The following is a 13,875-nucleotide window of genomic DNA, read 5'->3' on the forward strand; positions in this document are numbered from 1 at the left end:
TGCTCAGCTTGTTTTATTTCCCCTTTTTCCTGTTTGTTTTTTTAGGTAATGTGGCGAAGTTGGCTGTTTGGGTCTAACTTTTGGTTAGTTTTCTCAAGGTGATACATTTTCGTTACATTTTGTATCAAATGTAACGCGATTGGTGAATAAAAGCTCTGTGCCCATATGCGGACAGTTGTAATAATACTGATCTTGCCAATATTCGGGTATTTATCATATGCAGTCTAGCCGCGTTAAACCTAAGGTCGCGATTCTTTTGTGCACCTATCACGGTCAGCACTACCTTTGTGATCAGCTCGATTCGTTTGCAACGCAATCATATCCCAACTGGGAGGTGTGGGCTTCTGACGACGGGTCCAAGGATGATACCCATTCAATTCTGGAAGCTTATCAGGCCAAGTGGGGCGAAGGCCGCCTTTCTATTCATCCGGGACCAGGCCTTGGTTTCGCCGCAAATTTTCTCTCGCTAACGTGCAGGAGTGATATTGAGGCTGAGTACTATGCTTACTCCGATCAGGATGATATATGGGAAGCTGACAAGTTGGAGCGAGCTCTGGCGTGGCTATCCACCGTGCCCCAGCAAGTGCCGTCATTGTACTGTTCCCGGGCTCGTCTGGTCGATGAGGGAAACAACCATATCGGTTATTCGCCGCTGTTCACACGCGCCCCAAGTTTTCCGAATTCATTAATACAAAGCATCGGTGGTGGTAATACGATGGTATTTAACGCTGCAGCACGCAAGTTGTTGCAGGAGGCTGGCGATGATGTCGACGTCATTTCGCATGATTGTTGGGTCTATATGGTCGTTGCAGGCTGTGGCGGGAAGGTATTTTATGATGCCTATCCGTCCTTGCGTTATCGCCAGCACGGCGATAACCTAGTTGGCACGAATGCCGGCTGGGGGGCTCGCATGTCCCGCCTGAAGCGTCTTTGGAATGGGTGGTTTAGAGACTGGAATGACCGCAATGTCGCAGCGCTACAGCGCCTGCATGGCCACCTCACCAGCGAAAATCAACAGATCCTCGATGATTTTTCAGAGGCCCGGCGCACTTGGCTACTTCCGCGCCTGCTGCGCTTGAAGCAGTCAGGCATCAGTCGGCAAAATTGGACGGGCAATGTAGCCCTTTTCGTCGCAGCAATTTTTAATAAAATATAATATGAGCATATTGGTAACGGGTGGTGCGGGATTTATTGGCAGTAATTTTGTGCTTGACTGGTTTGCCCAATCACAAGAGACTGTCATCAATCTGGATAATTTGACGTATGCAGGGAATTTGGCGAATTTAAGTGGCCTGAAGGATAATCCGGGCCATGTTTTTATTCGTGGGGATATTGGTGATGTAGCGTTGATTGCATCCTTGCTGGAGAAATATCGTCCTCGTGCCATTCTGAATTTCGCCGCCGAGAGTCATGTGGATCGGTCCATCCACGGCCCCGAAGACTTTATTCAGACGAATATTGTCGGTACATTTCACCTGCTCGAAGCGACGCGCGCATATTGGTCCGCTTTAACTGAGGTGGAGAAAGCCGCTTTCCGTTTCCTGCACGTCTCTACCGACGAAGTATATGGTTCCTTGGAGAAGGATGCTCCTGCTTTTAATGAAGAACATCGTTACGAACCTAATAGCCCGTATTCGGCGAGCAAGGCCGCGAGCGACCATTTGGTGCGTGCCTATCATCATACGTATGGCCTGCCAGTGTTGACGACAAATTGTTCCAATAACTACGGGCCATACCACTTCCCAGAAAAACTGATTCCATTGATTATCCACAATGCGCTAAGTGGCAGAGCGTTGCCTATATATGGTGATGGCCAGCAGATTCGCGACTGGTTGTACGTGAAAGACCATTGTTCTGCGATTCGTCGCGTGCTGGAAGATGGTCGACTCGGTGAAACATATAATGTCGGCGGCTGGAATGAAAAGGCCAACCTGGAAGTCGTCCATACGTTATGCGACATACTGGATGAATTGCAGCCCCGATCGGATGGCCAGCTCTATAAGACGCAAATTACGTATGTCAAGGATCGTCCGGGACATGACCGCCGTTATGCCATCGATGCGAGCAAGCTGGAACGTGAGCTCGGTTGGAAGCCGGCCGAGACGTTTGAAACTGGAATTCGTAAAACGGTGCAATGGTATCTTGACCATCACGATTGGGTGGCCAGCGTTACCAGCGGTAATTATCGTAATTGGGTAGAGCAGCAGTACACATGAAGATACTTTTGCTTGGTCGAAATGGTCAAGTTGGCCATGAGCTGCGGCGGACATTATTGCCGCTCGGCGAATTGCTAGCTGTGTCGCGTTCGGACGTGGATCTGGCCGACCTTGAATGCTTAAAAGCAAAATTGCGGCAGTATCAGCCCGACCTGGTGGTGAATGCCGCCGCTTATACGGCTGTGGACAAGGCCGAGGTCGAGATTGCTTCGGCATTTAAGGTGAATGCCGAAGCTGTGGCTGTGCTGGCAGATTATGCCAGGGCTTATGGCGCCAGATTGTTGCATTATTCCACTGATTATGTCTTTGATGGCGCTAAAGGCGAGCCTTATGCTGAAACTGATGCGGTGTCTCCGCAAAATGTTTACGGCAAGAGCAAGTGTGCAGGCGAAGATGCCATTCGCGCTAGTGGCTGCGATGCCATAATCTTGCGAACCAGCTGGGTCATTTCCTCGCATGGGAAAAATTTTATCAAGACAATTTTGCGTCTTGCGCAAGAGCGGGACAGCCTGGACGTGGTAGCGGATCAAATCGGTGCTCCGACATCGGCTGAATTGATTGCCGATGTCACTGCACTTGCGGTAGCCGCCTGGCTTCAGCATCGCCTGAGTGCCGGAACTTACCATTTGACCGCCTCGGGAGCGACCTCGTGGCATGGCCTGGCCAGCTATATTCTTGAGCGGATGCTTGCACAGGGGGGGAGCACCCGTCTGCGCCCGTCCGCCGTAAGGGCAGTCTCTACGGATGACTATCCTTTGCCGGCCAAGCGTCCACTAAATTCGCGCATGAACACGGAAGCCATTTGTGGCGCCTTGGGATTGACCCTTCCTGACTGGAAAAACCATGTTGATCGGTGCGTCGATCAACTGCTTCAATTGGACTCATCGACATGAAACGTAAAGGTATTATTCTCGCTGGTGGGTCTGGTACCCGCCTACATCCTGCGACATTGGCGATTAGCAAGCAGTTACTTCCTGTTTTCGATAAGCCAATGATTTACTATCCATTGAGCACGTTGATGCTCGCCGGCATACGGGATATTTTGATTATTTCTACCCCTCAGGACACTCCCCGCTTTGAACAATTGCTGGGTAATGGCGCGCAGTGGGGCTTGAATCTCGAATATGCCGTGCAGGCTACTCCAGATGGCTTGGCGCAGGCATTCATCATCGGTGCGGATTTTATCGGAAATGATCACTCGACGTTGGTCCTTGGCGACAATATTTTCTATGGCCACGACTTTCATGATCTGCTTGGTAATGCGATGCAGCGAAAAGAGGGCGCCAGTGTATTTGCCTATCATGTGCATGATCCGGAGCGCTATGGGGTTGCGGAATTTGATGCGCAGTGCCGTGTCCTTTCGTTGGAAGAGAAACCTTTGCAGCCGAAGTCGAATTATGCGGTGACCGGTCTGTATTTCTACGACAATGATGTAGTGGAAATGGCAAAGACTCTTTCACCCTCGCATCGGGGCGAGTTGGAAATCACTGATTTGAATCGGCTTTATCTTGAGCAGGGACGGTTGAATGTCGAAATTATGGGCCGCGGCTACGCATGGCTTGACACTGGCACGCATGAGTCTCTTTTGGACGCCAGCCAATTTATTGCGACAATAGAAAATCGCCAAGGCCTGAAGGTTTCGTGCCCTGAGGAAATTGCATTTAGGCAAAAATGGATCGATGCGGCGCAGTTGGAGAAACTGGCGCAGCCATTGAAAAAAAATGGTTATGGCCAGTATTTGTTGCGGCTATTGAATGAAATGGTGTACTGATGAATGCAATTCTTCTGACTATTCCTGATGTGATTTTACTGGAGCCCAAGCTTTACAGTGACGATCGTGGCTTTTTCTTTGAAAGTTTTAATCAGCGTCAATTTGAGCTGGATATAGGGCAAGGTGTGAATTTTGTGCAGGATAATCATTCCTATTCTGCCAAGGGCGTGTTGCGTGGCCTGCATTATCAGGTAGAGCAGAGTCAGGGGAAATTGGTCCGGGTAACATCGGGCTCGATATTTGACGTTGCTGTCGATTTGCGCCGCAATTCGGCTACGTTCGGGAAATGGGTTGGTGAGATTCTGAGCGCGGAGAATAAAAAACAGCTATGGATACCACCGGGATTTGCTCATGGATTTTATGTGCTATCTGATGGTGCGGAATGCTTGTACAAGACGAGTAATTATTATGCGCCAGCACACGAGCAGTGCATTATGTGGAATGATCCAGAATTGAATATCGATTGGCAACTACATATGCAGCCAATCCTGTCGCTTAAAGATCAGGCTGGAATTTCACTGGCCAATGCCAAGGTATATGAATGAGTAACAAATTGGTGGAATACATGGGGGAGCTGGGGAAGGCGCGTGCCGTTCTTTGGCAATTGGTTCGTCAGCAGCTGATTTTACGTTACCGTCGTACTGCATTAGGTTATCTGTGGACATTGATCAGTCCATTGCTGATGATGTCCGTCACGGCCGTAGTGTTTTCAACGTTGTTCAAATTGGATTTGAAGAGCTATACGGTGTTTTTGTTTGCCGGCATGATACCGTGGAATTGTTTCAGTGCGATCGTTAGCCAGTCTGGTGGCTCACTGATAAATAATGAAGGTCTTATTAAGAAGATTTATTTGCCGAAATTAATTTTTCCGCTCAGCGTAGCTTTAGGCGTCTTGATAGATAGCATCTTGTCTTTCTTTGCGCTGTTTCTGATTATCATGGCAGTCGGGGCAGAGCTGTCCTGGGCTATTTTGTTCATACCCGTTGCCTATATATTGCTCTTCATGTTTGCGGCCGGACTGGGATTCATCATATCGATAGTTACCGTGTTTTTTCGGGACTTGCAGCACGTTATCGTGATTGTCATGCAGGCCTGGTTCTATCTGACCCCGGTGATGTACAAGTACGATGCGTTGGCTGGAAAACTGACTGAATTCATCAAATGGAATCCGCTAGTGCCATTTATTGAATTGTTCCGTGCTCCTCTATATTCGGCCAGCCTGCCATCGACGAGCACAATTTTAGTCTGCCTGGCATATACCATGACTTCGCTGGTCGCGGGATCTCTATTCTTTTTCTTCCAAGAGAAGAAAATCGTTTTTAGACTGTGAACAAAATGTCGAATATTATTGTTGATAATCTGTCGATCAAGTTTCGTGTCTATCACGACCGTTCGCCTTCACTGAAGGACTTTTTTGCCAGTCTATTTCGGAGAAATAAGAAGTCTGCCTATTCGGACTTTTGGGCTGTGAAGAACGTTTCTCTGAAAATGCATGCTGGCGAACGTATCGGTATCGTCGGGCATAACGGTGCTGGGAAGAGTACTTTGCTCAAGGCGCTGTGCCGGATTTATGAGCCATCCTCCGGATCTATCCGTGTGAATGGTCGGATTGCCCCCCTCTTGGAAATCGGTGCCGGTTTTCATCCAGAATTTACTGGCCGGGAGAATATTTACCTGAATGGTTCTATCTTGGGTTATAGCAATGCTCAGTTAAAAGAAATTGAGGATGGCGTTATTGCCTTTGCCGAACTTGAGGAGTTCATTGATACTCCTGTGAAATATTACTCCAGTGGAATGTATATGCGTCTGGCATTTTCTCTCGCTACTGCCATGCATCCGGACATCCTTGTACTCGATGAAGTCTTCGCCGGCGGTGATGCTGCCTTTGTAAACAAGGCAAAAGAGCGGATGCATAATTTGATAGATAAGGCTAATATCATGATCATGGTGTCACATGATCATGATCTGATTTTGTCATTATGCAATCGTGTGATTTGGATGGATCATGGCATACCGGTTGCCGATGGTGCACCTGGTGAAGTGGTCGAACGATATTTGACGGGGCGCATACATGGATAAACCAGGTCTAGCTTCTTCGTTTCAGCAAACAATCGAGATGGTAACCGCGTTGTATAGCGATGCAGAGCGGCATAATAAAATGCTGGAGATGATGCAGAAAACGGTGTGTCACCTTTCGCTGCAGCTAGAGGAGAGTGAACTTGCCCACCAATCATTGGTGGCACAGGCGGAGAGCCTGGCGCAGGCGATGGAAATGGAAAAGAGTATTCCAATGGCGGAATACGTGCGGCATACGTTGCAATTCTTGTCTCGACAGCGCTATATCGCGTCGCTTACCCTAACCAATGCGCACGCAGGCCTGGAAGCAGGTTCCGCATCGTCTGCGGAAGGTGCGGCCGCGCCAGATCCACTGCAGTCCTGGTTGCCTGAGGCGCCAGTGAATACCACTGCTGAGGGCGCGGTTGAGCATAGAGTGCTGGCTGAAGAGAATCGTCCCCAAGATAGCCTAGGGCGCCTGCGAGCCTCTTGGGCCGGGCAGATTTATATCCGCCACCTGAAACGTATTACTTTGGCGCGTCAACTCGCGTTGTGGATGTGGCGTAATGGTTATCCATTCTACATAAACCATATTGCTACCCATCTTGGGAAGGGGAAGTTGCGCAAGTGGCGGCCATTGGTACCGCTAAGCAGTTTCGGCAAGATAAACCACCTTACCCGCTACGAACTATTTGCACCGGCCGTGGTTGATACTCCGGTTCCGCGCGTCGTGCCTTCATGCGATCAGTCATATCTGCAGTCCCCCCACGAGCGGTACGAATTTCCCTCGCTATCTGTGACCGTGCTGAAAAATGCTACAGCATATGCTAATACCAATCTTGTATTGGTAGATGGAAAGGTGATTTGTCATGATTTATTTGACGTCGAACGCGATTACACCAGCGAAGAATTGCATGGGAGAATATTAATTGATCCTAAGTCGAAACGTTGCCGGTGGCTGGTATCTGATGCTGCGCCGGTATCTTTTGATGTCGTCGCCAGTTTCTTTGATGCTTGCGCGCCCAATTATGCACATTGGTTGACAGAAGTGTTGCCACGTGTCGCAGTTTATTGTGCCGATTCCCGTTTTAAGGATGTGCCTATTGCAGTCAATGATGGGTTGCATAAAAATATTATGGAGTCGTTACGCTTGGTTGTTGGTAATGACCGGCAGATTATCACTGTGGCAGCAGGGAAAGCCTTGTTGGTAAAAGAATTGCACCTTATGTCGGTAGCCGGTTACGTGCCATTCGACCGGCGAGATCCAAAGTTGCGAGGGCACTCGCATGGAAAATTTAGCCCGAGTGCGATCGAGTTGATTCGTAATCACTTATATGGTGTGACGAGCGATGATACGAAAGAGCAATGGCCAGAAAAAGTCTTCTTGCGACGCAACTCCGGAGTACGGAAAGTTGCCAATGCCACTGCGCTGGAAGAATTGATGGTGACGCGAGGCTATGTCATAGTAGAGCCAGAAAAATTAAGTTTCAAGCAGCAAGTTCACCTGTTCAGAAATGCAAAATCCATCGTTGGATCATCAGGGGCAGCGTTGGCGAATATTATTTTCGCAAAAAAAGATGCTAATATATCTATATTTATCAGCAAATACCCAGACACCAGTTATTGGTATTGGCAGAATATGGCTAGCGCTGCCGGCGCGCGTATAAATTATGTATTAGGTAATATAGCGAGTGATGGGAAAGAGGAAAGTATTCATTCTGATTTTCATATCGACTTAGATAAGTTAGCTTTGGAAAAGGATGAGAGCCTATGAAGCCATGCGTGCGGGGAAAGACGGTATATTTGCGTGAGGTAGCATCATCGGATTCCGAATTTATTCTTGCTCTGCGTACCGATGCGCAAAAGAGCAAATACCTTCATTCAACAGATTCTGACATTAAAAAGCAAGAAGAATTTATTGAAAAATATCAATCGTCTATGACTGATTTTTATTTTATCATATGCGATTGGGAGCATCGGCAGCTAGGGACGGTGAGAATTTATGATGTTCGTGGCGATAGTTTTTGCTGGGGCAGCTGGATTCTTTCTGCCGATGCGCCTGCGAATGCTGCGATTGAATCTGCACTGCTTCTTTACGATTTTGCTTTCTATTCCTTGCATTATGCGAAATCGCATTTTGACGTGAGAAAAGAGAACAAGCGCGTTGTCGACTTTCATCTCCGGTTTGGGGCGGTAGTTGTGAGTGAGGATGCGGAGAATTTTTATTTTGAGTATCCGATGGAAAAGTATTTAAGTATTAGAAATAAATATCGGCGCTATATCCCATAGGAGTAAAATGAATATTGATATATGTCAGCTTGTTGATTTGCCAAAAATCAATGATCGTCGAGGTAATTTGACTTTTGTCGAGTCTGGTCGTCACATTCCCTTCGATATTCGAAGGGTGTATTATTTGTACGATGTGCCGGGTGGGGCGGAGAGAGGTGGGCATGCACATAAAAAACTACATCAGTTAATTATTGCGATGTCTGGTTCATTTGACATTCATCTGGATGATGGTCATTCAAAAAAAGTGGTGCATATGAACCGCAGTTATTATGGTTTGTATGTATGTCCAATGATCTGGCGTGAAATTGATAATTTTTCTTCTGGCGCTGTCTGCATGGTTTTGGCATCAGACTATTATGAAGAAGAGGATTATTATCGAGAATATGCAGAATTTAAAAAAGATGTAAATAAGGAAGCCCCATGAGAAAAGTCCCGTTTCTTGATATCGGACGCATGCATCAGTCGATCCGTGATGACCTAGACGCCGCTTATCGCCGTGTTACCGATTCCGGCTGGTTTATCATGGGACCAGAACTGGAGGCATTTGAGGCGGAATTCGCCGCCTATTCGGGGGCCAAGCACTGTATCGGGGTAGGCAATGGCCTGGAAGCCTTGCATCTGTTGCTGCGGGCCTATGATATTGGCCCTGGCGATGAAGTCATTGTGCCTTCCAATACATTTATCGCAACATGGCTGGCGGTTAGCCAGTGCGGAGCGATACCGGTGCCTGTCGAGCCTTGCAGTGATACCTACAATCTTGATCCGGCATTGCTCGCTGCAGCGATTACCACGCGTACCCGCGCCATTATGCCGGTTCACTTGTACGGGCAACCTGCCGACATGGACCCTATTAATGAGTTGGCAAAAAAACATGGCTTGAAGGTTATTGAAGATGCTGCCCAGTCGCAAGGTGCCCGTTATAAGGGGCGTTGCGCCGGGGCATTGGCGGACGCTGCAGCGACCAGTTTCTATCCCGGGAAGAACTTGGGAGCGCTGGGCGATGGTGGCGCAGTTTTAACCAGTGACGATTCCGTTGCGGCGCGCGTGCGCCAGTTGCGGAATTATGGTTCCACAGTCAAGTACCAGCACGACGTGGCTGGCTTCAATACCCGGTTGGATGAATTGCAGGCTGCTTTCCTGCGCGTGAAGTTACCCCTGCTTGATGCGGGAAATGCCCGTCGTCGCGAAATCGCTGCGCTGTACACGGCCGGCCTGGCGCAGGCCGACGTGGTACTGCCGGTCGTTGGCGCGGATATCGAGTCTGTCTGGCATCTTTATGTGATCCGTAGCAAACAGCGCGACGCGCTCAAAGCGCATCTGGAGCGTGCCGGTGTCTCCACGGTGATTCACTATCCTACGCCACCGCACCTGCAGGCTTGTTATCCGGAATATAAGGATTTCTCTCTGCCTATCGCCGCCAGCCAAGCCGGTGAACTGTTGAGTTTGCCAATGTCTCCGCTTCTCGATCAAGGCGATATCGATCACGTGATTCAGTCCGTACTGAGTTTTCGCTGATGTTTGTTGACCCTCGCGCCTGTCGCGCGTGCTCCGTTTCATCGTTTGCGTGCTCAACTAACGTAGGCAAGCAATGAGGGTTCGGTACGATTCCGTGTATGCGTTGCGTACTGCTACCATACAATTGATCGAGCTCGGTAAATTGGATCAGGCATTGCGCCTGATTCATGATTTTGTCGAGCGTATCATCACGGAGCCCTTGTGTACCTCCGAGGTATTCGGCTCTGAAATCCTTGATGCTTTGTGCCAGCAAATCGGTCAACTTAACCTGGCTAGCTTGGCAGCATCGACGGCGCGTGCTCCGGTCTGCGAGGGGCTGTGTGTTTACATAGTAAGCAAGGTGCAGAAGTCGGGAGGGCATACGCGAGTCATCGAAGATTTCATTCGCGCCCGCCCTGATGCGCGTCATATGATCTGGTCGACTGAGTTGGATGGTCATTCGGATACGGACTATATCACGCAAAATATTTGCAAAAATAATAATGTTTCGTTTGAGCGTGGGCCGAAAGGCGATTATCTGGCGCGTCTGAACTGGTTGCAGCATGGTCTGTTATCTGTGCGCCCACATAAGGTCTATTTGTTCAACCACCATCAAGATAGTGTTGCCGTGGCAGCTATCCAGCCGGCGATGGGGCTTGACGCAGTCTTTTATCACCATGGCGATCACCATTTGTGCCTGGGGGTTTTCTTGCCTAATCTGCAGCATATTGATCCGCATCCGATGGGCTACCACCATTGCCGTTCAGTGCTGGGTATTGATAATGTATATGTGCCGCTCACGGTCGATGACAAGCATGGTATTGCGGAAGACCGCGTATTCCTGCATGCCGGGGGGCTGACCACTTGCACAGCAGCAAAATCTAACAAGGTCGAGATTCCATATTTTGTCAGTTATCTTGATATGGTGCCACGCATCATTCTAGCGGGAGGCGGACGGCACGTGCACATTGGCCGGTTGTCGTGGTGGGCTCTGGCGCGCATACGTCGCGGCTTGAAGCAATATGGTATCGCAGCGGATCGGTTTATCTACTTGCCGTGGGTGGCAAGCGTGTGGCGAACGCTGCAGGAGTATCAGGTGGACCTGTATATTGCGTCGTTTCCCTATGGCGGTGGCCTGACTCTGATCGAGGCCATGGGGGCTGGCATTCCTGTGGCATTGCATAGGCACATCAGTTCAAGAATATTGAGCTGTATTGAACTGGCATACCCGCAGGCTTTTAGCTGGCGTGATCCGGAGGCGTTGCTGAGCTATTGCCGTGGTCTGGATACGGCCACGTTGCAGCAGCAGGCGGCCATGGCGCGCCTGCACTATCAGGTGTTTCATCGGCATCAGGTCTTGCACGATGCCTTGCACGGCATCGCCATCGCACAACCTTTGGCTGCAAGTGCCTGGTCCCCATTCATCGCCGCAATGGATGAGCGAGGTTTCTGGATGGAGAGACAGCTGAGTTTGAAAAGGATGGTCGCGCGTCTGGCATATCGAATGGCCAGGAAACTACGCGCGATATTGCAGCCATAGTTACGCTAGGCCAGCCATGTTGATGCAGTAATAATTTATTAGAAAATAAAATGAATCATAAGAAAGTAAAGCTGGATGACAGAAATGGGATGTGGTTTTTTCTCTATTTTCTCGTGCTTTTATCATTAGGCTGGTTGGTCCGCGATGTGGCAAGTCAGCCGAGCCTGTGGGCGACGATGGCCGAGTTTGTGCATCCGCAGACTGGTACCTCAATGGGCGATCCCAAGAGCTTTGCTATGGGAGCCATGAATTTCTATCAATTTGGCATGATCACCGAACCAAATATGTGGTTGATCCGGTTATGGCCACCAGGCTTCATGTTTCTGGAGGGCATGATTCTGAAGTTATTTGGAGTCAATGCGCCGGTTATTTTCGTGTTGCTGATACTTGCCTCTCTGATGGGGGCCTTTATGCTTTTCATTTTGCGCAAGCATTTGATGCTGCTGGTTAGTCCTGCCATCGCTACGTTGCTGCCGCTACTGCCATTTGCTTTTCCGCTGCCACGCTTCTTTTTGCTGCAGCCGAACGGGTTGATACTTGGCGAAAGCTTTGCAATCATTTTTTTCCTAACGGCGCTGCTGCTGCTGCCACTGGCGTTGCGCCTGCGTTCGATCTGGGTGGCTATCGGTGCCGGTTTGCTGCTGGCTCTTTCGGCTTACTTCCGTTCGCAATTCGAGTTGATCGTGGTTGTGCTGAGCGCCGCCGGCGTGTGTCTGGCAATACTCTTGTGCTGTTTGTTGCTCAAAAAGGAGCAGGCTGCAGAGCATCGCTCACACATTAAATGGATGCTGGCACTCGTCGCGGTGGCCATGATCACCGCCAATCTGAGCATGCTGCCATGGCGCGTAAAAAACTATTTCGATCCCTACCTCGTGAATATGTCATGGGTGCAAACTTCCCAGCTGATTTACATCAATGCGAGCAAGACAAACAAGGAATTGCTAGACGTCGGCGGTGAATGGGTTATCAATGGCGGCGGGAATATCGCGTGCAATGTCGAGCCAAGTTATTGCGGTAATCCGGGCAAGGACGGTTTCTATCAGGCCCTCATCAAGCATCCACGCCAGTGGTTTGGCCGGAAAATTTCCTTACTGGGAGATTACTGGTTTTCCTCGCTTGCCGATTTGGGCGGCGTGATAAGAATCAGTTCTTTCATGGAGAATACAACTAACTTTTTCTATTTGCTGTGCGTACTGGCCACGCTTCCCTTGTTATGGATGGTGCGCCGGCACCGTAACTTCTTGCTCTATGGGTGGATATGCGGCGCGTTTTACTCCTGTTTTGCCGTTGTCTTGTCCCTAGTGCATCTGGAAACAAGGTATTTCTTTGTCATAAAGATTTTCGCGCTGTTTTCTACCATTGGACTCTCATGCCTAGCATGGGGAATGCGCCATCCTGGAGCCGAACTGGAAGACGGTGGCACGGCGCCGACCGGTAATGCCGCCGTGAAATCCGTACCTGCGCCGGATGCTGTTACAGCACACAGCGCCCCGTTGACGGTTGGTGCTGTGGAAGAAAGACCATTGCTCTCAGTGGTTGTCGCCGTGACGCATGACGAGTGTCCGCTCGAAAAATTCTATGCACGCCTCGTCGCTGCGTTGACGCCGCTAAGCAGCAATATTGAGATACTGCTGGTGGATGTCTCAGGCGGGCAACGTTGCTGGCCCATCATCGAACAGTTGGCAGAAGTGGATGCGCGTGTCGTGGGTTTGCAGTTGAGCCATAGTCTGCGGGCATCCTCCGTATACAAGGCTGGTTTCGATTATAGCCGTGGCAACTGGGTCGTACTGATGAGTGGAGACTTGAACGACCGGCCGGAAGACATTCCTCGTCTGTATGCCAAGGCGTGCGAGGGGTATGACATCGTCATAGGCAGGGTTAAGGTACAGCAGGATTCGCTGTTTCTGCGTTGCAAAGCATGGATTGCGCAACAGCTGTTCGGCCATCTGGCGGAAACCGTGCATGCAAACGGCTTTAGCATCATTGCGCGTCAGTCCCTGCACAGATCGGGGCGGCTGATGTGGCAACTGCCCGCTTTGGACAAACAATTGGAAAAAAGGGGAGTTGCGGCTGCCAGCATTGATCTCGGCAAGGCGGGGACGCTGAAACTGACAGCGGGCGATATGGCACAGTCTGCGGGAACGTCAGGTACTGCCATCCCTAAGCCCATGCTGCTCGCTGCTGCTGGTGGCATGTTGACGGCGATTATTGCATTCCTCTGCGGCATCGTGCTGTTATGGCAGATGTTGTTCGATGGTGTGTCGTTTTCGGGGGCGGCCACCCTGATCACTTCCCTGTATTTCCTCGGTGGCCTGGTTATTTCCCTGCTGGGCTTTATCGGAGCTAGCCTGTATGCGCTGAACGACGAGATGAAGCACGTGCCGAAATATAGTGTGTGGCGTAGCACGGAAAATGTGAAGAGCATTTCCATTCAATCTGCTGCGTAGAAATCTGCTTACTGCGCTGTACTGCGCTGCCCTGGTGGCGCAGTTAGAAGACTGAGCGATTAC

At 49.8% G+C, this 13,875-nt stretch carries 13 protein-coding genes; all 13 read left to right on the forward strand.

Annotated elements, in window-relative coordinates; genetic code table 11:
• Nucleotides 1-217 precede the first annotated feature (217 nt).
• The 13 genes from IGS60_RS03015 to IGS60_RS03075 all read left to right on the forward strand — a co-directional run bounded on the left by IGS60_RS03015 (nucleotide 218) and on the right by IGS60_RS03075 (nucleotide 13,812).
• Nucleotides 218-1,156: a glycosyltransferase family 2 protein gene (locus IGS60_RS03015; protein WP_230502285.1), complete on the forward strand. Its 939-nt coding sequence runs from the start codon at nucleotides 218-220 to the stop codon at nucleotides 1,154-1,156.
• Nucleotide 1,157: 1 nt separating this feature from the next.
• Nucleotides 1,158-2,216 (forward strand): dTDP-glucose 4,6-dehydratase, encoded by a 1,059-nt coding sequence (rfbB, locus tag IGS60_RS03020; protein WP_230502287.1) that lies wholly within the window; start codon nucleotides 1,158-1,160, stop codon nucleotides 2,214-2,216.
• Complete coding sequence (gene rfbD, locus IGS60_RS03025) at nucleotides 2,213-3,109, forward strand: dTDP-4-dehydrorhamnose reductase (protein WP_230502289.1); 897 nt, start codon at nucleotides 2,213-2,215, stop codon at nucleotides 3,107-3,109. Before rfbB ends, rfbD begins: the two co-directional genes overlap by 4 nt.
• A complete protein-coding gene (gene rfbA, locus IGS60_RS03030) occupies nucleotides 3,106-3,987 on the forward strand; it encodes a glucose-1-phosphate thymidylyltransferase RfbA (protein ID WP_230502291.1) in 882 nt (293 codons plus the stop codon). The genes rfbD and rfbA overlap by 4 nt, the downstream gene beginning before the upstream one ends.
• Nucleotides 3,987-4,532 carry a dTDP-4-dehydrorhamnose 3,5-epimerase gene (gene rfbC, locus IGS60_RS03035; protein WP_230502293.1) on the forward strand — a complete coding sequence of 182 codons (546 nt, stop codon included), beginning with the start codon at nucleotides 3,987-3,989 and terminating at the stop codon, nucleotides 4,530-4,532. The genes rfbA and rfbC overlap by 1 nt, the downstream gene beginning before the upstream one ends.
• Nucleotides 4,529-5,317 carry an ABC transporter permease gene (locus tag IGS60_RS03040; protein WP_230502295.1) on the forward strand — a complete coding sequence of 263 codons (789 nt, stop codon included), beginning with the start codon at nucleotides 4,529-4,531 and terminating at the stop codon, nucleotides 5,315-5,317. The genes rfbC and IGS60_RS03040 overlap by 4 nt, the downstream gene beginning before the upstream one ends.
• A gap of 5 nt (nucleotides 5,318-5,322) precedes the next feature.
• The gene (locus tag IGS60_RS03045) at nucleotides 5,323-6,066 is read left to right on the forward strand and encodes an ABC transporter ATP-binding protein (RefSeq protein WP_230502297.1); all 744 of its coding nucleotides are present in this window, start codon (nucleotides 5,323-5,325) and stop codon (nucleotides 6,064-6,066) included.
• A complete protein-coding gene (locus tag IGS60_RS03050) occupies nucleotides 6,059-7,816 on the forward strand; it encodes a DUF563 domain-containing protein (RefSeq protein ID WP_230502299.1) in 1,758 nt (585 codons plus the stop codon). Before IGS60_RS03045 ends, IGS60_RS03050 begins: the two co-directional genes overlap by 8 nt.
• On the forward strand, nucleotides 7,813-8,331 hold the full coding sequence (locus tag IGS60_RS03055) for a GNAT family N-acetyltransferase (protein WP_230502301.1): 519 nt from the start codon (nucleotides 7,813-7,815) through the stop codon (nucleotides 8,329-8,331). Before IGS60_RS03050 ends, IGS60_RS03055 begins: the two co-directional genes overlap by 4 nt.
• 7 nt (nucleotides 8,332-8,338) lie before the next feature.
• Complete coding sequence (locus tag IGS60_RS03060; protein ID WP_230502303.1) at nucleotides 8,339-8,755, forward strand: FdtA/QdtA family cupin domain-containing protein; 417 nt, start codon at nucleotides 8,339-8,341, stop codon at nucleotides 8,753-8,755.
• Entirely contained in the window at nucleotides 8,752-9,846 is a 1,095-nt protein-coding gene (locus IGS60_RS03065; protein ID WP_230502305.1) for a DegT/DnrJ/EryC1/StrS aminotransferase family protein, read from the forward strand. The genes IGS60_RS03060 and IGS60_RS03065 overlap by 4 nt, the downstream gene beginning before the upstream one ends.
• A 124-nt stretch (nucleotides 9,847-9,970) precedes the next feature.
• The gene (locus IGS60_RS03070; protein ID WP_230502306.1) at nucleotides 9,971-11,365 is read left to right on the forward strand and encodes a glycosyltransferase family 4 protein; all 1,395 of its coding nucleotides are present in this window, start codon (nucleotides 9,971-9,973) and stop codon (nucleotides 11,363-11,365) included.
• 50 nt (nucleotides 11,366-11,415) lie between these two features.
• Nucleotides 11,416-13,812: a glycosyltransferase gene (locus IGS60_RS03075; protein WP_230502308.1), complete on the forward strand. Its 2,397-nt coding sequence runs from the start codon at nucleotides 11,416-11,418 to the stop codon at nucleotides 13,810-13,812.
• Nucleotides 13,813-13,875 lie beyond the last annotated feature (63 nt).

Source organism: Janthinobacterium sp. FW305-128, assembly GCF_020858135.1.
Lineage (GTDB): Bacteria > Pseudomonadota > Gammaproteobacteria > Burkholderiales > Burkholderiaceae_D > Janthinobacterium.

Coding starts and splice junctions, on each gene's coding strand:
- rfbD (WP_230502289.1), top strand. CDS start 2,213: ATGAAGATACTTTTGCTTGGTCGAAATGGTCAAGTTGGCCATGAGCTG.
- IGS60_RS03015 (WP_230502285.1), top strand. CDS start 218: ATGCAGTCTAGCCGCGTTAAACCTAAGGTCGCGATTCTTTTGTGCACC.
- rfbC (WP_230502293.1), top strand. CDS start 3,987: ATGAATGCAATTCTTCTGACTATTCCTGATGTGATTTTACTGGAGCCC.
- rfbB (WP_230502287.1), top strand. CDS start 1,158: ATGAGCATATTGGTAACGGGTGGTGCGGGATTTATTGGCAGTAATTTT.
- rfbA (WP_230502291.1), top strand. CDS start 3,106: ATGAAACGTAAAGGTATTATTCTCGCTGGTGGGTCTGGTACCCGCCTA.
- IGS60_RS03055 (WP_230502301.1), top strand. CDS start 7,813: ATGAAGCCATGCGTGCGGGGAAAGACGGTATATTTGCGTGAGGTAGCA.
- IGS60_RS03075 (WP_230502308.1), top strand. CDS start 11,416: ATGAATCATAAGAAAGTAAAGCTGGATGACAGAAATGGGATGTGGTTT.
- IGS60_RS03060 (WP_230502303.1), top strand. CDS start 8,339: ATGAATATTGATATATGTCAGCTTGTTGATTTGCCAAAAATCAATGAT.
- IGS60_RS03050 (WP_230502299.1), top strand. CDS start 6,059: ATGGATAAACCAGGTCTAGCTTCTTCGTTTCAGCAAACAATCGAGATG.
- IGS60_RS03040 (WP_230502295.1), top strand. CDS start 4,529: ATGAGTAACAAATTGGTGGAATACATGGGGGAGCTGGGGAAGGCGCGT.
- IGS60_RS03045 (WP_230502297.1), top strand. CDS start 5,323: ATGTCGAATATTATTGTTGATAATCTGTCGATCAAGTTTCGTGTCTAT.
- IGS60_RS03065 (WP_230502305.1), top strand. CDS start 8,752: ATGAGAAAAGTCCCGTTTCTTGATATCGGACGCATGCATCAGTCGATC.